This window comes from Oxynema aestuarii AP17, assembly GCF_012295525.1.
GTDB lineage: Bacteria > Cyanobacteriota > Cyanobacteriia > Cyanobacteriales > Laspinemataceae > Oxynema > Oxynema aestuarii.
The window spans coordinates 5,805,326-5,825,909 of record NZ_CP051167.1; the positions used below are offsets into that span (position 1 = coordinate 5,805,326).

At 52.7% G+C, this 20,584-nt stretch carries 12 protein-coding genes; 5 read left to right on the forward strand and 7 right to left on the reverse strand.

Annotated features, from left to right (window positions below; all coding sequences use genetic code 11):
* Nucleotides 1-4: 4 nt before the first annotated feature.
* The 3 genes from HCG48_RS23200 (at nt 5) to ppk1 (ending at nt 8,290) form a co-directional block, all read left to right on the forward strand.
* Entirely contained in the window at nt 5-5,719 is a 5,715-nt protein-coding gene (locus HCG48_RS23200; RefSeq protein WP_168571292.1) for a PAS domain S-box protein, read from the forward strand.
* A 32-nt stretch (nt 5,720-5,751) separates the two neighbouring features.
* On the forward strand, nt 5,752-5,964 hold the full coding sequence (locus HCG48_RS23205; protein ID WP_168571293.1) for a hypothetical protein: 213 nt from the start codon (nt 5,752-5,754) through the stop codon (nt 5,962-5,964).
* 97 nt (nt 5,965-6,061) lie between these two features.
* Nucleotides 6,062-8,290 carry a polyphosphate kinase 1 gene (ppk1, locus tag HCG48_RS23210; protein WP_168571294.1) on the forward strand — a complete coding sequence of 743 codons (2,229 nt, stop codon included), beginning with the start codon at nt 6,062-6,064 and terminating at the stop codon, nt 8,288-8,290.
* Between the two features lie 78 nt (nt 8,291-8,368).
* Here the strand turns inward: ppk1 and HCG48_RS23215 are convergent, their stop codons facing one another.
* The gene (locus HCG48_RS23215) at nt 8,369-8,554 is read right to left on the reverse strand and encodes a hypothetical protein (RefSeq protein ID WP_168571295.1); all 186 of its coding nucleotides are present in this window, start codon (nt 8,552-8,554) and stop codon (nt 8,369-8,371) included.
* 135 nt (nt 8,555-8,689) lie between these two features.
* Here HCG48_RS23215 and HCG48_RS23220 point away from each other — a divergent pair, with 135 nt between their 5' ends.
* On the forward strand, nt 8,690-9,787 hold the full coding sequence (locus HCG48_RS23220) for an L-dopachrome tautomerase-related protein (RefSeq protein WP_168571296.1): 1,098 nt from the start codon (nt 8,690-8,692) through the stop codon (nt 9,785-9,787).
* Nucleotides 9,788-9,835: 48 nt separating this feature from the next.
* Here the strand turns inward: HCG48_RS23220 and HCG48_RS23225 are convergent, their stop codons facing one another.
* The 4 genes from HCG48_RS23225 to HCG48_RS23240 form a co-directional block, all read right to left on the reverse strand.
* Nucleotides 9,836-11,914 carry a pentapeptide repeat-containing protein gene (locus HCG48_RS23225; RefSeq protein WP_168571297.1) on the reverse strand — a complete coding sequence of 693 codons (2,079 nt, stop codon included), beginning with the start codon at nt 11,912-11,914 and terminating at the stop codon, nt 9,836-9,838.
* A gap of 180 nt (nt 11,915-12,094) precedes the next feature.
* Nucleotides 12,095-14,653 (reverse strand): AAA family ATPase, encoded by a 2,559-nt coding sequence (locus HCG48_RS23230; protein WP_168571298.1) that lies wholly within the window; start codon nt 14,651-14,653, stop codon nt 12,095-12,097.
* Between the two features lie 127 nt (nt 14,654-14,780).
* Nucleotides 14,781-15,881 carry a WD40 domain-containing protein gene (locus HCG48_RS23235; RefSeq protein WP_168571299.1) on the reverse strand — a complete coding sequence of 367 codons (1,101 nt, stop codon included), beginning with the start codon at nt 15,879-15,881 and terminating at the stop codon, nt 14,781-14,783.
* Nucleotides 15,882-15,972: 91 nt separating this feature from the next.
* The gene (locus HCG48_RS23240) at nt 15,973-17,838 is read right to left on the reverse strand and encodes a WD40 repeat domain-containing protein (RefSeq protein ID WP_168571300.1); all 1,866 of its coding nucleotides are present in this window, start codon (nt 17,836-17,838) and stop codon (nt 15,973-15,975) included.
* Nucleotides 17,839-18,033: 195 nt separating this feature from the next.
* On the opposite strand from HCG48_RS23240, the gene HCG48_RS26620 reads away from it, so the two are divergent.
* A complete protein-coding gene (locus tag HCG48_RS26620; RefSeq protein ID WP_281362045.1) occupies nt 18,034-18,156 on the forward strand; it encodes a hypothetical protein in 123 nt (40 codons plus the stop codon).
* Between the two features lie 52 nt (nt 18,157-18,208).
* Here HCG48_RS26620 and HCG48_RS23245 read toward each other — a convergent pair whose 3' ends face one another.
* Nucleotides 18,209-19,744 carry a coiled-coil domain-containing protein gene (locus HCG48_RS23245; protein ID WP_210437117.1) on the reverse strand — a complete coding sequence of 512 codons (1,536 nt, stop codon included), beginning with the start codon at nt 19,742-19,744 and terminating at the stop codon, nt 18,209-18,211.
* A gap of 171 nt (nt 19,745-19,915) precedes the next feature.
* On the reverse strand, nt 19,916-20,518 hold the full coding sequence (locus HCG48_RS23250; protein WP_168571301.1) for a superoxide dismutase: 603 nt from the start codon (nt 20,516-20,518) through the stop codon (nt 19,916-19,918).
* Nucleotides 20,519-20,584: the final 66 nt, after the last annotated feature.

The following is a 20,584-nucleotide window of genomic DNA, read 5'->3' on the forward strand; positions in this document are numbered from 1 at the left end:
TGCAATGATTCTAGGACATTGGCCCGCGTTACTGACGGCGATGCTCAAAGGGAGCCGCTTCGCGATCGCCCAGATAGGAAGCGACACCGGACAATGGGCTTCTATTGGGTTACACGAAGGGTCGGAAATCGTCGTGGGGTTAGCTTATTTGGCGATCGCCGTCCTGTTAATTGACTTCGTGCGCCGACGGCAAGACTTACCTTACAAGCGGATGGTTTTATGTTTGGGAACCTTTATCATTTCTCAAGCGATCGTCCACTTTATCGAGGCATGGAATTTATGGTATTCGATCGATTGGATTTCCGGGTTAATTAAAGGAGGAGCCGCCACGATCGCCGTCGCCACCGTAGGAACGATCGCCTTTTTCAAAGCGAAAGCCCTCGACTTTCCGAGTCCCGGCGAACTCGAAGCGAGCAATCGGGAATTAGAAAAAGAGATCCGAGAGCGCCAACGGATCGAACAAGAATTGAGACAGAGCGAATCATTATTTCGGACCCTCTTTGAAGAAGCCGCCTTGGGGATAGCGATCGCCAGTGTCGAAGGAATTCTCAGCAAAACGAACCCCGCCTTACAACAAATGCTTGGGTTTAGCGAAAGCGAATTAGAAGGAATTTCGTTTGCAAAATTCACTTACGAAGAAGATATAGAACGAGAACGAGAACTCGTCGGTCAACTGTTGCAAGGAGCGCGCAAAAGCTATCAGATCGAGAAACGCTACGTTCGTAAAACCGGAGAAATTATTCCCGTTCGTCTGATTGTTTCCAACATCAAAAATCACGAAGGGATTCCGGAGTGCGTTATCGGTACGGTCGAAGAAATTACCGAACGTAAAAAAGCCGAAGCCGAAATCGAAAAACTCACCACCGAGTTAGAAAATCGGGTCCGCGAACGCACCGCCCAACTCGAAATCGCCAACGCCGAACTCAAGCGAGAAATTGGCGATCGCCAGCACGTCGAAACCGCCTTGCGCGAAAGCGAACAACTGTATCGTACCTTTACCCGCAATTTTCCCGAAGGGGCCGTAGTCTTGTTCGATCGCGATTTGCGCTACCTGCTCGTGGACGGACAAGGTTTAGAAACCGTGGGTCTGTCGAAAGAGCAAATGGAGGGCAAAACGATTTGGGAAGTCTTCCCCCGGGAAACCTGCGAGGCGGTGGTCGATGATTACTGCAAAGCCCTTGGCGGAGAAACAATTACCAACGAAATCGAATATACCGATCGCATTTACCTGACCCGAACCTTACCCGTGCGCGACGAACACGGCAGTATCTTCGCGGGAATGGTGCTGACCCAAGATATCACCCAACGCAAACGAATGGAAGCAGAAAAAAACCAGTTAATCATGTCTTTGGAAGAACGCGAAGCCCACTTGCGGGCGATCGTCGAAGGAACCGGAATCGGCATCGTCTTGGGTAACTTGGAAGACGGGCGGATTTTGCAATCGAATCCGGCGTTTCAAGAAATGCTCGGCTACAGCGAAACCGAACTCGCCAACATGGGCTATGAAGAGTTTACCCATCCCGAAGATCTCGAACTCGAAAAACCGTTATTTGCCGAGATCGGCGCCGGAACCCGCGATCGCTACCAACTGGAAAAACGCTATATCTGTAAAGACGGCGAGATAATTTGGTGCAACCTGACCGTTTCGATCGTGCGCGACGCCCAAGGACAGCCGCATCTGGCGATCGCCACCGTCGAAGATATTACCGAACGCCGCCACGCCCAACAAGCCCTACGGGAAAGCGAACGGCGCTATCAAAACCTCAGCGAAGCCTCGCCCGTGTGTATCTTCCGCACCGACGCCGAGGGTAACTGTCTTTATGTCAACCAACGCTGGCAAGACATTACCGGATTGAGTTTAGAAGACGCACTAAGGGAAGGATGGGCAAAATCCTTGCATCCGGACGATCGCGATCGCGTTTTCCGAGACTGGTTCGAGTCCGTCGCCAAAAACGAGCCGTTCAAGAGCGAATATCGGTTTTTACGCGCCGATGGGAGCATCAGTTGGGTCATCGGACAGGCGATCGCCGAAATCGACGCCAACGGCGAGATCGAAGGCTATGTCGGTACGATTACCGACATCAGCGATCGCAAATCGATGGAACAAGCACTCGCTCAAAGCGAAGAAAAATATCGCTCCGTCGTCAACACCATCGAAGAAACAATCTTTCAAACCGACGCGGGCGGATGTTGGACCTTTCTCAATCCCGCTTGGTCCGCCAGTCTCGGCTTCAGTGTTGAGGAAAGTCTGGGTATATCCTGCGTCGATTACTTGCATCCCGACGATCGCCCGATCGCGATCGCCCATTTAGAAGCCCTCAACCTCGGCGAAAAAGACACCTGTCAAGCCGAATTGCGCTACCTGACCAAAGACGGTAACGTGCGCTGGTTCCAGGTATTCGCCCAGGCGATGCGCGACGAGAACGGGCAAATGAACGGCACCAGTGGCACCCTCAACGACATCACCGAACGCAAACAAGCCGAAGCGGAAAAACTGCACCTGATCGAGTCCCTGCAAGAAAGCGAAGCCGCCATTCGCGCCCTCTACACCGTGACCGCTTCTGCCGATCTCGATTTTGACGCGCGACTGACCCAACTGCTAGAAATGGGGTGCCGTCGGTTTGACGCGGAAATCGGCTTAGTGGGCTGTGTAGACGCCGGGGAATTCGGGAATCAAGGAGAAGGGAGCCGGATCGCCTCGGGCGAACGCCTTACCAACGTCTATTACGAAGTCATCGCCGCCTGGGTCACCCCAGAAAGCCCGATCCGCCCGGTCAAAGGGGACGCCTTCAACTTAGAGCTGACCTATTGCAGCAGCACTATTTATGCTGCCGAACCGAACATTATCGAATCCGCCGCCGATTGCGAATGGGGGGAACACCCCGCCTGTCGCCTGCGCGGTTGGCAAGCTTACGCGGGAATGCGAATCCTCGTCGGCGGCAGAGTATACGGTACCTTGAGCTTCGTCAGCCGTCATCCCCGAACCCAGAAATTCCGAGCGGTCGATCGCGAATTGCTGCGCTTGATGGCCCAGTGGGTAGGCAGCGAAATCGAACGCAACAGCGCCGAAAGCGCCCTCCAGCGCCAGTTGAAACGCAGCGTCTTACTCGGTCAAATTACCCGAGAAATTCGCCAAAGTCTCGACGCCGAGCAGATCTTTCAAATTGCGGTCACCCAAATCGGTCGAACCTTCGGCGTCAATCGTTGTCTCCTTCATACCTATGTCGAGCAACCGCAACCGACGATGCCCTTAGTGGCGCAATATTTGGAACCGGAATACAGCTCGTTACTCGGCACCGAAGTTCCGGTCACCGACAACGCTCACGCTCAAAAAGTGTTGGGCGGCGATCGCGCGATCGCCGCCACCGACGTTTACAGCGAACCCCTATTTAAAGGATTTGAGCCGTTATTAGAGCAACTGCAGGTCAAATCGATGCTCTCGGTGCGAACCTCCTATAAAAACGAACCCAACGGTCTGATCGGCTTGCACCAGTGCGATCGCTTCCGACGCTGGACCGGGGAAGAAATCGACCTCCTCGAAGCCGTCGCCGAACAAATCGGGATCGCCTTAGCTCAAGCCGACCTGCTCGAACAAGAAACCCGCGCCCGCGAGCAAGTCGCCGCCCAAAATATTGCCTTAGAAGAAGCCCGACGCGCCGCCGAAGCCGCCAATCGCGCCAAGAGCGAATTTCTCGCCAATATGAGCCACGAAATCCGCACGCCGATGAATGCGGTAATCGGGATGACGGGCTTGTTATTGGATATGGACTTGACCCACGACCAGCGCGATTTCGTCGAAACCATCCGCACCAGTGGGGATGCGCTGCTGACGATCGTCAACGACATCCTCGACTTTTCTAAAATCGAATCGGGCAAACTCAAACTGGAACGACATCCGTTTAATGTGCGAATTTGCATCGAGGAATGTCTCGATTTACTGGCATCTCAAGGGATAGAAAAAGGGTTGGAGCTCGCTTACCACGTCGATCCCGAGGTTCCCGTCGGCATCCTCGGCGACGTGACCCGCCTGCGCCAAATTCTGGTCAACTTACTCGGTAATGCGATTAAATTTACCGATCGCGGCGAAGTGGTCGTCTCGGTTGGCGTGGGGGCGTGCGATCGCGGGTTGTCTGAAGAAGTCAGCCCGATTTACGAACTCGAATTTTCCGTGCGCGATACCGGGATCGGCATTCCCACAAACCGTCTCGATCGCCTGTTCCAGTCCTTCTCCCAGGTGGATTCGTCGATCGACCGTAAATATGGCGGCACCGGATTGGGTTTGGCGATTAGCAAGCGCTTGTGCGAGATGATGGGCGGCAGGATGTGGGTCGAAAGTGAAGAAGGGGTCGGCTCGACGTTCTCGTTTACGATCGCCGTTCCCGAAGCGACCGACGTCGATCCGGCGATCGACGTTGGAAAAGCCCCGAAATTGGAAGGCAAACGCTTGTTAATCGTGGACGACAATGCCACCAATCGCAAGATTTTAACCTTACAAGGCCGTTCTTGGGGGATGGTAACCCAGGCGGTGTCCTCCGGCTTCGAGGCGCTGGCGTTGTTTTCTAACGCGGACAACAACGATTTCGATCTGGCGATTCTCGACATGCAAATGCCGGAAATGGACGGACTCGCCCTCGCCAGTGCCATCCGCACTCACGAGAAAGGACGGCAACTGCCCTTGGTCATGCTCACTTCGATCGGCAAACAAGCGAAAGATTTTAAAACCTCCGAACTCGGTTTTGCGGCATTTCTCAACAAGCCGATCAAACAATCCCAGCTCTACGAGGTTTTAGTACGGATTTTTTCGAGGATTTCGATTCCCGCCAAGCCTCGCAGTTCCCCTCCTCCCACCGCATCCACCCCCATCGAGAACAATTTACGCATTCTCTTGGCGGAAGATAATGTCGTCAATCAGAAAGTGGCCTTGCGGATTTTGCAGCGCCTCGGGTATCGCGCCGACGTGGCGGCGAATGGGGTGGAAGTGCTGCAAGCCTTGGAGCGTCAGAGTTACGACGTGGTGCTGATGGACGTGCAGATGCCGGAAATGGACGGTCTGGAAGCGACCCGGCGCATTTGCGAGCAGTGGGGCCAACGCAAGGATGTTTCTCCGGTGGGACGACCGTGGATCGTGGCGATGACGGCGAATGCGATGCAAGGCGATCGCGAGTTGTGTTTGAATGCGGGGATGGACGATTATTTGAGCAAGCCGATCCGGATCGAGGCGTTGAGTGCGGTGCTGGGTCGATGCGAGATGGCGATCGCGCAAAACGGCGCGCAAACCACGCCGCAAACTGTGCTAGCAACGACGACGGAACCCCCCCAAACGATGGAAACGAATGACACTCCAACCCTCGAACCCGCTCTCGATCCTAAAGGATTGAGTAATTTGAAAGAACTGGTCGGAGAAGACGACCCCGAAGGGCTGATCGATGCGATCGACAGTTATCTCAAAGATCTGCCCCAACGGTTGACGGATGTGGGGACGGCGATCGCCTCTGCCGATATCCCCCGACTACAGTTAGCCGCTCATACGATTAAGTCTACCAGTGCCACCTTCGGCGCTCAAACCTTAGCTCAGATCGGTAAAGATTTAGAAAGCATCGCCCGCCATTGTGTCGAGGCGGGGGTTGCCCTCCCCGAGACCGTTTCGGAGTTCGAGCCTCGCTTGCGCGCCGAATGGGAACGGGTTAAAGAGGCTCTATTGGAGGAAAGAAGCTCGTAAGATAATCCCAGATCCTTTTATGCTTTCAGGACATGGATAGTCGAGCGATCGCCCAGTATCTCGAATCCACTAACAGCGCCAGCAAACCCTGGCTGTTAGTGCAACTACGCTTGCAAAAACTTAAGGAAAATCGAGATCGTCTCTCCCCGGAACAATATTCCCAAGCCCTCGCGGACATTCACCAGGACTTGATGAACCTGGGCGAATGGTGGGTCGGAATCGAAGACGAAGCCTTTGGCCCCTAATCCTCTTTAATTCCTAAGCCTACGTCGGGGCGATCGCATTCCCCACCCCATCGCCTCAACGCCGAACTTCTCCCTTCTACTTTCCTGCGATAGAACCATGACCAAAACCAAAAAGAATAAAGAAGCAACGACGGGCGACGAGTTGAATTTGCGAGATCCGCAATATTACTTCAACCGGGAACTGAGTTGGGTTGAATTTAACTACCGCGTCCTCCACGAAGCCCTCGATTCGCGCACGCCTTTACTCGAACGGCTCAAATTCTTAGCAATTTTTAGCTCCAACCTCGACGAATTCTTCATGGTCCGCGTCGCCGGACTCAAACAGCAAGTCGAAGCCAAAGTCTCTTCCCTGACCCCGGACGGACGCACTCCCCAACAACAACTCGACGATATCAGCGATCTCCTCCATCCGATGGTCGCCGAACAACACCGACATTTCGAGCAAGAGATCCGCCCGTTACTCGTGGAACACGGCATCCACATCCTCGACTACATGGATCTCAACCAAGAACAGCGCACCTACCTGCAACATTATTTTGAAGAGCAAATCTTCCCGGTCCTCACCCCCCTCGCCGTCGATCCGGGCCATCCTTTCCCCTATATCTCCAATCTCAGCCTCAATTTAGCCGTGGTCATCAAAGACCCGGAAACCGACGAAGAACTGTTCGCCCGGGTCAAGGTCCCGAAAGTGCTGCCCCGTTTCGTCGCCATTCCCGAACAACAATGCGATCCTCCTGACTCTTTTGGAGTCGCTTCGCGAACGGAGTCGCCTCGCGATCGCAACGCCACGGGCAATTCCTCGAACAAACAAAAACAGTGGCACTGGGTCGCTTTGGAACAAGTGATCGCCCACAACCTCGAAGCCCTGTTTCCGGGCATGAATATTCTCGAATACCATCCCTTCCGCATTACCCGCAACGCTTCCCTAGAGGTCGAAGAAGATGAAGCGGACGATCTCTTACTGGCGATCGAACAAGAACTGCGCAAACGCCGTTTTGGCGGTTCGGTCGTGCGCATGGAAATCCAGTCCGATATGCCCGAACCCGTGCGCGAAATGGTCGCCCGGGAAATGTCCCTCGACAATAAGGATATTTACGAAGTCGAAGGACTCCTCAACTTGCGAGACTTGATGGGGTTTATGGATTTACCCCTTCCCGACCTCAAAGATCCCCCCTGGTCTGCGGTGATCCCCCCGCGTTTCCGCCGCCTGGGAGAGGTCGAAATCGACCCGTCCCAACGCGACGGCGAAGAAGCGGAAGATATTTTTGGGTTGATCCGCCAACGGGATTTACTCCTCCACCATCCCTATCAGTCGTTCGCCGCCACGGTGCAGCGTTTTATCACCCAAGCGGCTTACGATCCGGCGGTTTTGGCGATTAAAATGACTCTTTATCGCACTTCGGGAGATTCGCCGATCGTCAATGCTTTGATTGCCGCCGCCGAAAATGGCAAGCAAGTGGCGGTGTTGGTCGAACTCAAAGCCCGTTTCGACGAGGAAAATAATATCCTCTGGGCCCGTAAGTTAGAAAAAGTCGGCGTTCACGTGGTTTACGGGTTGGTCGGACTCAAAACTCATACCAAAATCGCGATGGTGGTGCGCCGGGAAGATGAAGGGATCCGCCGTTACGTCCATATCGGGACGGGCAATTACAACCCGAAAACGGCGAAGTTGTACACGGATTTGGGTTTGTTGACCTGTCGTGAAGATTTGGGCGCGGATCTGACCGATTTGTTCAATTTCTTGACGGGATATTCTCGCCAGCGTTCTTATCGTAAGTTGTTGGTGGCTCCGGTGAATATGCGCGATCGCATGAGTTCGCTGATTCAACGGGAAATCGAACATTCCCGCAATGGCTATGGCGGTCGCATCGTCGCCAAAATGAATTCTTTGGTCGATCCGAAGATTATCGCTTTGCTTTACGAAGCGTCTCAAGCGGGGGTGCAAATCGATTTAGTGGTGCGCGGCATTTGCTGTTTGCGACCGGGAGTTCCCGGTATCAGCGACAATATCCGCATTGTCAGTATTGTCGGGCGTTTTTTGGAACATTCGCGCATTTTCTATTTCCACAATTGCGGCGAGGAAGAGGTGTTTATCGGCAGTGCGGATTGGATGCCTCGCAATCTCAACCGCCGCGTGGAAGCGATTACTCCGGTGGAAGACCCGGATTTGGCTAAGGATTTACAAGAAATTCTCGGGATCTTGCTCGCGGATAACCGCCAAGCCTGGGATTTACAGCCGGATGGGTCTTACGTGCAACGGCGATCGCCCAATGGCACTGACGAGCAAAGTTCTCAGAGAATTCTGATGGAGATGGCGTTACAGTAGGCAAGATTTCCATCCCCATCGCCCAACCCGGTTTCTCTGTCATGCAGGAACCGGGTTAGTATCCAAGCCAGTGTGGGATCAATTCTGGGTGGCAGAATCGGGAAAGGTGCGTTTGAATTCTTCGATCAGATCGTCCATTTCTTCGATCGCCTGATTGACATCGATCCGCAAGGTTCCCAAATCCGGTTTTTCCAACAACCGCAACAGCGATTCCCGCTTGCTCTCGATCGCCTCGATCCGCTCTTTTAAGCTCTGTTCGTCCATGGTTATTTTCCCTTCACTCATCAATTGATAATAGTAGCCCGTTCGATGCTCGCTCTTTTCCAATCCTACAGTGCATCAAGCCCCCCGCACAGATTCTCGAAACTCTCAAATCTAAACTCTCAAATCTAAAATCCCATGCGTCACCTCTTCGCCAGCATCAGTATCATTTGTTTCGCCAGCCAACCCGTTCTCGCTCAAGTGAGATCGCCCTTAGAAGTGGTCGCCGAAATGGAGATCGCGCCGGGAAATATTACGGTGACGCCGGATGGGGCGATCGTCACTAGTTTGCACCAACTGTTCGACCCCGCACAAGCGGTGGTAGAAGTGCGAGAATCCGGGGAGCTGCTGCCGTTTCCCGATCGCGCCTGGAACGATCGCACTTCCGGCGAAAGCGCGATGCTCGATACGGTTTTAGGCATTCAAGCGGATCCCCAAGGTCGGGTCTGGATGCTCGACAATGGCATGAGAGGGCAGCTAACGCCGAAGTTGGTGGCTTGGGATACGCGCGGCGATCGCCTCGACCGCGTCATTTACCTGCCCCCTCCGGTCACGGTTGACGGCTCGTTTGTCAACGATTTGGCGGTAGACTTAACTCACAATTATATTTACATTGCCGATCCGGCACCCGGCGATCGCGCCGCGTTAATTGTGGTAGATCTGAGTACTGGGGTTTCTCGGCGCGTCCTCCAGGGCGATCGCTCGGTAGTGGCGGAAGATGTCCAATTGGCGATCGATGGCGTTCCCCTGACCCAAACGCGCCCGGATGGAACCGTCGTCAGTCCTCGGGTCGGCGTCAATCCGATCGCCCTCGATGGGGCGGACGAGTGGCTGTATTTCGGCCCGATGCACGGCACTAGTTTATATCGAGTGCGAACTTCGGATTTGCGCGATCGCACCCTCGCCGATGCCGAATTGTCCGCCCGCGTCGAACGCTACAGCGACAAACCGATTTGCGATGGGATCTCGATCGATCGCGAGGGCAACATCTACATTACCGATTTGGCGGCTAAGGCGATCGGTGTCATTACGGGCGATCGTCGCTATCAACTCCTCATCACCTCCGATCGCCTCTCCTGGCCCGATGCCTTCAGTTTCGGCCCCGACGGCTATCTCTACGCGATCGCCAACCAACTCCAACACGCCCCGGCGTTCAATGCAGGGGACGATCGATCGCGATCGCCCTTCTACATCTTTCGCCTCAAACCGTTAGCCCCGGGAATCGTCGGACGCTAATTCTCCATCCTATTCGATCCCCTAACTGATTCTACTCGATTCCCCAACTTAAAAACTGCACGGTCCCGTTCTCCCGTTCGGGCAAATCGTCAAATTGTTCGTCTTCACCCGCATCAGAACGCTATTTGTAAAGTCGGCGCCAGCGAGTTTAGCACCGCTCAAATCCGCCCCCGTTAAATCCGCTCCCGTTAACTTTGCACCGCGCAAATCCGCATCAGTTAAATTGACATTTCTCATCGTCGTATTTTGCAAATTTGCCTCGACCAAACTCGCCGAACTTAAATTAAAATCCGTCAAATTCAATCCGGCTAACTGGCGGTTACGACGCGGCAAATTAACAATTTTCCAATTCAGCAAATCTTCCGGATCGATTTTCGTCGTATTAATATCGATATCCGCATCTAATAAATTCGCTCCCGACAGGTTCGCATTGCTCAAATTGGCGCGGACTAAATTCGCACTCCCTAAGTTGGCAAATTGCAAGTTAGCATTCTTTAAATTCGCCCAATCCAAGCTCGCATTCATCAGTATGGCACCGCTTAAATTGGCATTTTGTAAGTTACTTCCGTTGAGGTTTGACCCTTGAAAATTGGCCTCGATCAAGCTGCTCTCTTCGAGATCGGCGTTATTCAGTTTGGCGTCGCTAAAGTTGACGCGATCCAGATTTAATCCCGCAAAATTTACTTTCGACAAATCCCGACTCGTGGCATTTTTGACATAGCCTTTCCGCAAAGCCATATTAAACAAAGGTTGGGAAAGTTTGGGATTGAGTAAGATAATGAAAAACGGACTGATCGACGCGATTAATAAGAGAAAAACCACCGAGGTTTTAAACGCATTCCCCCAGCGACTGTTTCGCGAAGTCGTAAACGCCGAATCGAGCAAGCGGGAGTTTTCTTGATTGGCAACTTCAAGCTGCCATTGGGTTTGAGAAAGTTGATGTTGCAGGTCGAGGCGTTCGCGGTCGGCGCGATCGAGTTGGCTTTGCAATTGGCTGCGTTCTTCGTTGACCCAAGAGAGTCGAGATTCTTGGCTTTGGGTTTGTTGTTGGCTATTATTCAGTTGGCTTTCAAGATCGCTAATTTGCAAGCGCAATTGATTAATTTCTGCGTTGGCGCGATCGAGTTCTTCTTGGGCGCGATCGCTCATTTCAGCCAACATTTGCTCGAACTGATTCGGCTGACTGGTTTCGACTTGTGCCGTTTCGAGTTGACCCCGGGCTTCGGCGAGTTCGGTTTGTAATTGCCAGTAAGCGGTTGCCGCTTGTTGTAACTGCGGTTGGAGGTCGCCGAGTTCTTGGCTGCACGCCGCGAATTCCGATTTTGTTTTCTCTAATTCGGCGTGCAGTTGCGATCGCTTCTGTTGAGAAGCAATCAGTTGTTTTTTCGTATGTTGTAGTTGTCCTTGCACTTGTTTGAGCGAGGCTTCGCGCAAGGCATTTTTGGCTTCGGCTTCTTGTAATTTCGGTTCGACTTCTTTGAGCGCTTTTTCCCGGGCAGATAGCGCTTTTTCGGTCAATTCTAATTTATCTTGCAAGCGCCAGTAAGCCGTTGCCGCTTCGTGAATTTGCGATTTAAAAGTTTGATTTTCCCGGTCGATATCTTCGAGTTGCTGTTGAGTTTGTTCGAGTTGCTGCTGGAGATCTTCGTAAGCTTGTTCTGCTTCTTTTAAAAAGGATTGGAGTTGCGATCGCTCTTTGAGGGCGGTTTTATGTTCTTTTTCTAACGTTTCGTACTGCTGGTGAAGCTGCCAGTATGCCTCTTCCGTTTGCTTAAAGAGGGATTCTAACTCCGATCGCTCCTGTTCGGCGAGTTCGAGTTGGGTTTTGAGTTGCGATCGCTCCATCTGCTGGGGCGCCGCCTCTTCCTCCGTCGCCCCCTTCAAACGCTTCTGGGTTTGCTCCCACTGCTGGCGGGCCCACATCAATTGCGCCCGTTCCTTCCTGAGAAATCCCTCGGGAATGCGCCCCAAACTCAGGGGATACGGCGTCAAGTCCCAGCCGCAAGTCGAACAAGTTTTGACTTGTCCTTCCGCATATTGGGTCTGACAAACGGGACAATGCGCTACGGTCAAAGCGGTGTACTCCTGTGTTGGTCGGTCGTCACGGGCAAACATCTTCATCGCCATTGCTTCCCCCTGAGAGATTATCTCGCAACTTATCACTTTTTAACCGTTTTCGGACAAGAGTCAAGTCCCCAGGGCCTACATTTACCGTAGCGGCGAGTGGAACTGGCGCTTTTCGCCGCGATCGCTAACATTGGGGAAACAAAGCCACACTGACCCGTTCCCCAATCCGAAGTTTTCCCTCTATTTCGGAAGATCGGCGATCGCGAACCTTAACATCGCTTCCCCACTTAAATTTTCCCTGACGATTCGGCTTTTTTGACGCTTCACCATCCCCTCGTAAAAATTGCGAATCTCGCGACCGTTGCCGAAATTAGACGGGCGATTGGCGTACAAATCTTGACACCAGTCTCTAACTTTTTCCGAGACTTCTGGCGGACAAATTCGCCGGGACTGTTCGCATAAACTCAGGAATATTTGATGCAATTCGTCGGGATCGTAATCGGGGAATTCGATCTGATAGGCGATGCGAGAGGTTAACCCGGAATTCGCAGCTAAAAATTCGGCCATTTCTCGGGAATATCCGGCGAAAATGACCACGAGGCGATCGCGGTAATTTTCCAAATACGGGACTAAAGTATCGATCGCCTCCCGTCCGAAATCCGTAGCGTGACCTCGGGACAGGGCGTAGGCTTCATCGATAAATAATACCCCATCGATCGCGCGATCGATCGCCCCTACGGTTTTCGCCGCCGTTTGTCCCACGTATCCCGCGACTAAATCCGGGCGTCCGACTTCGTGAAAGTCCCCTTTTTTCAATAATCCCAGGGCTTTAAAAATTTTGCCGACCAACCGCGCCACGGTCGTTTTTCCCGTTCCCGGATTGCCAGTGAAAACCATGTGATAGGTGTGAGATTCGCCGTCGGGATCCAACCCCGCTTCTCGCAGGCGGCGGTTGGCGAGTTGGGTTTCGACTAATTCTCCGATCGCCGCTTTCACCGATCGCAGTCCCGCCAGGCGATCGAGTTGCGCTAACAATGTGTCCAAGGTCTCGCGATCGCCCTTGCCGCGATCGGCCAACTCCCGATACTTTTGCGGTAAATCTGCAAGCTCAAACGGCGATCGCACCGGATCGCTGCCCGTTTCGATGACTCGGAGCGATCGCCGTTCGTCGAGTTCCTGAAACAGATTTTCCACCAATCCCGCATTCCCAAAGTTTTCGTCCCGTTCGGCGTACAATTGCGCGAATACATCCAACAAAGTCCCCTCTAGATCCGGGGACAAGTCGGCGGCGACGGCGGCGACGCACTGCTGTAGAATTCCCAACAACTCATCAGGCGTGTAATCTGCAAAAATAATTTCTGTCGGGAACCGACGGCGCAAACCGGGATTCGCATCGAGAAAGGCGTCCATTTTCGCCGGATATCCCGCCACGATCGCCGCGAACCGATCGCGATCGTCCTCCAGACGTTTGAGTAACGTTTCGATCGCCTCCCGTCCGAAATCCCCGTCCCCGCCTTCGGTCAACCCATACGCCTCATCCACAAACAAGACGCCATCGATCGCGCGATCGATCGTTTCATTGGTGCGTAAATGGGTTTGTCCGACATAACCCGCCACTAAATCGCGTCCGCCGACTTCTACCAGATGACCGCGCTGTAATAACCCCAAATCTCGGTAAATTTCGCCGATTAAGCGCGCGACCGTCGTTTTTCCCGTTCCTGGATTGCCTTTAAACACCAGATGCAATCGGGGCGGATCGATCGCCTTTCCCTGCTTCGCCCGTTCTTGTTGCACTTGCAGCGATCTCGCCCGACGGCGGATCGTTTCTTTGACGTTTTGCAAGCCGATCGCCCCTTCTAATCGTTGCAGGGCAGGGGTTTCGCTGACGTCCCCCGTCAACCAACGCCGCGATCGCGCCGCTTTCAGCGAGATTTCCTCACTTTCATTAAAGCGATCGTACCAGGTATTGAGCGATCGATTTTCCGCCGCCATCCATTGCATTAACTTTGCACGATTTTCCCACGGAACTGCTTTGCCGAACTTCAGCCGAAAATAATCGCTTAACGCCTCTATCTCTTTTGCGCTAGGGGCTGCTAGTCGCACTAAATTACAACTGCGGCGATCGCCCTGCTGCCGATTTATTGCATAATTTGACAAAAATGTAAAGCCGACTTGCTGACAAAACCCTTGCAGGCGATCGATCGTTTCGTGGTGAAAAATAAAAATACACAGGTTGCGATTACTCGGGGGAAGACGCGACCATTCTAAAGTGCGACCGAACAGTTCGCGGCGGTTGTCGAAGTTCGCCAAATCTTCTGCATTGGCAAAAACGATCGCCGATTTTTGGCGAGTATCCTGCATTAACGTTTCAAAATAGGGCAAAATTTGGACATCTTGCAGGCGTTGGGGCGGTCTTGCTTCGGTTGAGGGTGCCGGACTGGGCGATACGGCGGGATTGGACGATGCAGTTTGCTTTCCTAACAAGCGTCGTTTGCGTCCGAGAGGACCGGGGGTGACTTGCATCGGTCGGTCCGTCGGTGGGGGGGTGGAGGGGTCTGCTGAAGGTTGCAACCGCGTGCGATCGCGCGATGGGCGATCGAGGAAATAGAGTTTTTTAACGCCGGAATAGAAGACGATGCGATCGTATCCTCGGGATTTTAAATAGTGATGGAGAATGCTTTCAATATCTTGTAAAACGAGATCCTCCGTGCAGAAACTATCGCTGGTTTGCGTTCCGTACAGCACGAAAAAGCGATCGCCTGCGTGTAAATTCAACCCCGATGTTACTCGTTCTACCACAATCGATTGGCTTGTTTTATTTTTAGATTATTTTAAACTAAGTTTGTTCTAATTAAAAGAGTTTGAAATTAACTTTTTCTTAAAGGGCGGGTGGGATACCCGCACCATATTTAGGAGTTTTGACTTCTTATTGTTCCTCGACTAACCAGCGCCAAATTTTAACGGTGCGATCGCCACTGCTGCTCATTAAACGGCAGCCATCCGGACTGAAAACGACCGAATATACGGTATTGGCATGTCCGGTTAAATGGCAAATTTCTTGACCTGTTTTGAGGTTCCAGAGTTTAATCGTATTGTCAGAACTGGCACTCGCGATCGTGCGTCCATCCGGGCTAATAGCAATGTCATTAATGAAGTCCGAATGACCGATTAAAGTTTGAGTATTCGTCCCCGTTTCTAAATGCCATAATTTAATGGTTTTGTCCAAACTCGCACTGACTAAAATCTGGCCATCTGGGGTGAAAACGAGGGAGTAAATTGAGTTGGAATGTCCGGTAAAGGTACCAATTGCTTCGCCTTTTTGTAAATCCCAAAGTTTAATCGTGTTATCTGCACTACCACTGGCTAAGATGCGACCGTCGGGACTGAGGGCTAACGAGTGAACGTAGTCATCGTGTCCGGTGAGGGTGCGAAGGATTTCCCCCGTTTGCCAATTCCAAAATTTAATCGTGGTGTCGTCGCTGGCACTGATTAAAATGGGGATGGAAATCGAATTGTCGCCGATCTCTCCATAAATGAGGTCGCGAAGGTAATCGGAATGTCCGCTTAAAGTGTGGAGGAGTTCTCCAGTTTGGAGGTTCCAAATTTTGATGGTTTTGTCGTCACTCCCGGTGGCGATCGTTTGGCTGTCCGGGGCGATCGCGAGACAACTGACGGATTTAGAATGTCCGCTTAGGGTATGGCGTTCGGATCGGGTGTGTAGACCCCAGATTTTTACAGTTTTATCGTAACTGCTGCTGGCCAAGGTTTGACCGTCCGGAGCAATGGCGACTTGACTGACGGAGTTGGTATGACCTGTTAAGGTACTTTCGCATTCAATCAGTTGATATTTTAAAAATTCTTCGATATAGCGATCGAGGCGGGCGAGTTGGTGAGATTGGCGGCGGGCGCGATCGCCTAAAGTTTGCAGTTGAGATTGTAGTTGTTCTCGTTCTTGTTCGCTTTGTTGCAAGCGTTCTTCTAGGCTCTTGATTTTCTTTTCTAAGAAGGAAAAGTTATCGGATACCATGAGGGGTTTAGATTTTAGACTTTAGAGTTGAGATTTTAGATTGATGCTGTAGGGAATTGGGAACAACTTCCAGGCCGACAATAGACCCGCCCTACTCCACCGCAGAAACACCCCATATCTTAATTGTGCCATCATCGGAGCCACTAACGATCGTATTGCCATCTTGATTGATGGCGGTACATAAAACATACCCTTCGTGACCGTATCCGGGGGTTTTGACGCCGGGGATCGTGTGAATGAGGCGACCGCTTTCGAGATGCCAAATTTTAATGGTTCCGTCGTCGGAACCACTGGCGAGGGTATGTTGAGAACTGATGGTGACGGAACTGACCGGACCGGAATGTTCGGAAAGGGTATGCAGGAGTTTTCCGGTGCCGAGATTCCAGAGTTTGATCGTGTTGTCGTTGCTTCCACTGGCGAGAATGCTGCCATCGTAGTTGACGGCGACGGAACAGACGGAACCGCTATGTTCGGTGAGGGTATGGATGAGTTCTCCGGTGAGGAGATTGCGGATTTTGATGGTGTTGTCGTTACTGCCACTGGCGAGGACGTTTCCTTGGGGGGAGATGACGACGGAACGCACGGCGGTACTGTGTCCGTAGAAGGTGGCGAGGAGTTCTTGGGTGTCGAGGTTCCAGAGTTTGATCGTTTTGTCGGCGGCGCCACTGGCGAGGGTGCGTCCTTTGGGAGAGAAGGCGACAGTGTTGACCCAACCGTTATGACCGTGGAGGGTGGTCAGGAGTTCGCCACTTTGCAAGTCCCAGATTTTGATGGTGTTGTCGCCGCTTCCACTGGCGATCGTTTTACCGTCGGCGGAGATGGCGACGGCGATCGCCGATCCGAGGTGTCCGCGTAAGGTTCGCATCGGCTGACCGCTTTCTAAATCCCAAATTTTAACGGTTTTGTCATTACTCCCACTGACTAAAATGTTGCCTTGAGGGGCGATCGCCACCGATCGCACGGCGTCGTCATGTTTTAAGGTGCGCACGCAGCGAAACAGGCGATAGGGTTTGTACTGTTCGAGGGCTTGGCGAGCCCGGGGGGAACGAGTCCGCTTGAGAATGGCGTAGGCAAATTCTTGGATGGCTTCGGAGCGATCGCCTAACGCATCGATCAGCAATTCGACGGTATGAGATTCGGCGTGAGTGTGGGTGAGATTTTCGTTCGTTTTTTCCAGACTCTCGCGGGCTTTTTCGAGTTGGCTTTGCAAGGTGCTGACTTGGCGCCGTTCGCTGTGAATTTGCGATTGCAATTCCAACCGTTCGCGATCGGACTGTTCTAATTTGGCTTTTAGCTGGCTAATTTGGGCTTGTAAGGCGGCGATTTCGGCTTCTTTGGCGACGGAGGTGCCATCTGCACGATTGGTGGCGCGATTCTCCTCGATCGCCCCTACGCGATCGCCGTCGGAAGGAGCAGTCGTTGGGGATGGTCTCGGGGCTTCGATATGGGACCAAATACGACTGAGTTGGGTTTGGACCTGCGATCGCTCGGTGTCACTTTGTTCTAATTTAGAGAAAATCAGGCCGATCTGATTCTCGAAATGTTCGGATTGGGTTTCGTGAAAGAGGCGATCGCGCTCTAACTCCTCCTTAAAATGATTGCGGTCTTGGCTGACTTCATCCAACCAGGCAAACAGTTGACTGACTTGTTCTTGAATGTGAACTCGTTCTTTCGCCGCGAGATCGAAGCGACCCCAAACTTTCGAGAGTTGTCCTTCAATATCGGCCAATTTCCACTCTAATTCTTTGACCGATTTACCTTGGTCGGTCGTTTCTGCCCAAATTTTGCGCGCCCATTTCAACTTAGCTCGCTCTTTTTCGAGATAGATTTCCGTCAAATTTTCAGCAAGTTGAGGCGGTTCGGGAGTTAAATCCCACCCGCAATTCGAGCAGGCGATCTGCTCTCCTTCGACATACTCGGTTTGACATACCGGACATTCAGACATGGCCTTATTCACTCTCAGATTCACCCTGAAACACGTTCTATTAAGGGAAACTTTCGAGCAGATTGAAGAAGTTTAGAGTTTAGAGTTTAGAGTTTAACTTTTAAGTTTTAAGTTTTAAATTTGAGATTTGGAATTTTAGAGATAAATTTTATGCTCTAAAAAGTGCTTGAAAGCTTCTTTTAGTTTATCAATTCGATCGCCGGAGAAATGTTAGGAAAATTACTCGAATCCGTTTTCTGTTTCGATCGCGTCTATGGCTGCGATCGCTGGCAACGGCAAAACTTGAGATGGGATGTTTCAGAGCAGCGATCGCCGTCGAGGGGGTCTTGAATGGTTCGGTTAAACCCATCGGCGCCCCCTGCTCAAAATCGGGCGATCGCGCTTATTCCTCAATCCGATCGCGACGGGATCCCCGACGCTCTCCTCCCGACTCGCGACTCTCGCTTCCCGACGGGCGATCGCCCCACAGACGGCGATAGTCTTCGCGAGGGCGATCGTAGCATTCCAACTCGCCGATCGCCTCTACCCCCGCCTCGTCCAGCAGTTGGAAAATCGCCCGCGCGTTTTCCCGAGTGGCGGTTTCGTCGATCAGGGTGGGACTGAAACTGTTAATCGAGATCGAATTGGCGCCGAAGTCGCGATCCGGTGCAATCACCGTGACGACTTCATCCCCGGCGATATTTTTCACTTTCACCGCATAGGCTTCGCGGCGATCGCCCGTCTGATAACACGCATCGGTTTCGGGATTGACCAGAGTATAACCCAAAGATCCGAGAACTTCGACCACACAATCGGCAATTTCGGCGCGCATTTGCGAACTGAGAATCGCCAATTTCGCCGCCGCGACGACTTCATCGAAACGAGGTTGCAGGTTTTCGAGGCGATCGGCGATCGCTTCGAGTTGGGTCGTCGTGAGGGTCCGTTCCCCTTGTTCTAACTCCGTTTCGAGCGTCGCGAGTTCCCCTTCGTACTCGCTTAACGCCCCTTTCGACCAGTAATCCACCTCGACTTTAAAGCGTTCCGCCTCCGTTCCCTCGCCGATTTCGAGTTCGCACTCGCGATTGGCGTTGACTTGAGCGAGTAACTCGCCTAAATCCGTCGAAATCGCGTGATAGAGTAACAGCCATTGTTGTTCTTGGCGTTCCAGGTCGAGCCGCAGTTGATTCAATTCTAGATAAGTTTTCTGAGTCGTGGCGATCGCCGCTTCGCCGAGTCCCGCCGTCAGGTTGTCCCGCGCCAGCTCCAACTGGCGCCGTAAAGCGCTTAACTGTCCCGGCGCGAACTGTTCGTGGCGGTATTGGCGATCGGTTTGTTGCCAGATAGCGTCCACATCGGCCCACAACGACTCGGCGAGTTCGATTTTGCGGCTTTTTTCCGCTTCGATCCCCCGCACGATCGCCTCCAATTGTCCCGTCAACTTGGCTTCGGTGGCTTCTCTCGCAGCCCGTTCCGTGGCGATCGCCTCCTGGAAAGCGCGATCGCGCTGTTGCAGCGTCCTCAGCCATTCCTGGCGCTGCTGTCGGTGCAGTTGCAAATATTCCTGACGCTGCCGTTCCCATCCCAGACGCGCCGTGGCGTCGAGGCGATCGGTTTGGCGCTGGAGAGCTTGCGCCTGTTGAGTTTGCAGCCGTTCCACCGTCGAGCGAAACTCCTGTTGCTGTCGTTCCAGACGGCGGGCGTTTTCCCGTTCGAGATCGGCTAAATTCGTCCTCAAGCGATCGGCGAGTTGCGCTTGATGGAGCGCCCGTTGCTGCAGGGGGAGTAACTGCCGCTCGAACGCTTGCTGGGAGTGCGATCGCAGCAAATTCAAGCGCTCCGGTAAGTCGGATTGCAGCGATCGTAGACGACTGTCTTGTTCTTGCAACCGCCGCCATTGAGACTCTTCAACGCGCACGTAACGCCGTTTTTCACCGCTCATCACACCTGCTCCACTGATTCAACGCACATCGAGATTCGTTTCGTTCAATCCTATCTCGTTCGCCGGGAATTCCCGACCGACACTAAAATCTAAAAAATCTAAAACCCAAAAAAAAGCCCGCCTCAATCGGCGGACTCGAAATCGAAGACTCTTCGACGAGCAAAATGACGATTACATCGCGGCTTTCAGTTGTTCGGCGACGAAATCCCAGTTGACCAGATTGTTGAGGAAGGTGTCGATGTAGTCGGGACGCTTGTTTTGGTAGTCGAGATAGTAAGCGTGTTCCCAAACGTCGATCGTCAACAAGGGAGTTTGACCCGTGGCGATGGGGGTGACGGCGTTGGGGGTCTTGGTGACTTTGAGGGTGCCGTTGTCGAGCACTAACCAAGCCCAACCACTACCGAACTGGGTGGCGGCGGCGTTTTTGAGTTCTTCTTTGAATTTGTCAAAGCTCCCGAAATCGGCTTTGATTTTGTCAGCCAGGGCGCCCGTGGGTTCGCCACCGCCACCGGGTTTCATGCAATTCCAGTAAAAGCTGTGGTTCCAAGCTTGGGCGGCGTTGTTGAACAGCCCAGCTTTGGACTCGTCGTTGTAGATGGCTTTAATGACATCTTCGATCGCCTGGTTGGCGTGAGCGGTCCCTTCGATCGCGGCGTTGTATTTGCTGACGTAAGCCGCGTGGTGCTTGTCGTGGTGGAATTCCAAGGTACTCTTGGAAATGTGGGGTTCGAGGGCGGTGTAGTCGTAAGGTAAGGCGGGTAATTCGTAAGCCATAGTGTTCGATCCTCTCTAACAAGTCTCTTTAGGCGGGACGATCTGCGCGTGGGCAGTTTGGCTTCG

Bases quoted from the DNA above. Each gene is read 5' to 3' on its own strand.
- HCG48_RS23215 (WP_168571295.1), bottom strand. From the start codon at position 8,554: ATGGACGAACAGAGCTTAAAAGAGCGGATCGAGGCGATCGAGAGCAAG.
- HCG48_RS23250 (WP_168571301.1), bottom strand. From the start codon at position 20,518: ATGGCTTACGAATTACCCGCCTTACCTTACGACTACACCGCCCTCGAA.
- HCG48_RS23225 (WP_168571297.1), bottom strand. From the start codon at position 11,914: ATGGCGATGAAGATGTTTGCCCGTGACGACCGACCAACACAGGAGTAC.
- HCG48_RS23205 (WP_168571293.1), top strand. From the start codon at position 5,752: ATGGATAGTCGAGCGATCGCCCAGTATCTCGAATCCACTAACAGCGCC.
- HCG48_RS23220 (WP_168571296.1), top strand. From the start codon at position 8,690: ATGCGTCACCTCTTCGCCAGCATCAGTATCATTTGTTTCGCCAGCCAA.
- HCG48_RS23235 (WP_168571299.1), bottom strand. From the start codon at position 15,881: ATGGTATCCGATAACTTTTCCTTCTTAGAAAAGAAAATCAAGAGCCTA.
- HCG48_RS23245 (WP_210437117.1), bottom strand. From the start codon at position 19,744: ATGAGCGGTGAAAAACGGCGTTACGTGCGCGTTGAAGAGTCTCAATGG.
- HCG48_RS23200 (WP_168571292.1), top strand. From the start codon at position 5: ATGATTCTAGGACATTGGCCCGCGTTACTGACGGCGATGCTCAAAGGG.
- HCG48_RS26620 (WP_281362045.1), top strand. From the start codon at position 18,034: ATGTTAGGAAAATTACTCGAATCCGTTTTCTGTTTCGATCGCGTCTAT.
- ppk1 (WP_168571294.1), top strand. From the start codon at position 6,062: ATGACCAAAACCAAAAAGAATAAAGAAGCAACGACGGGCGACGAGTTG.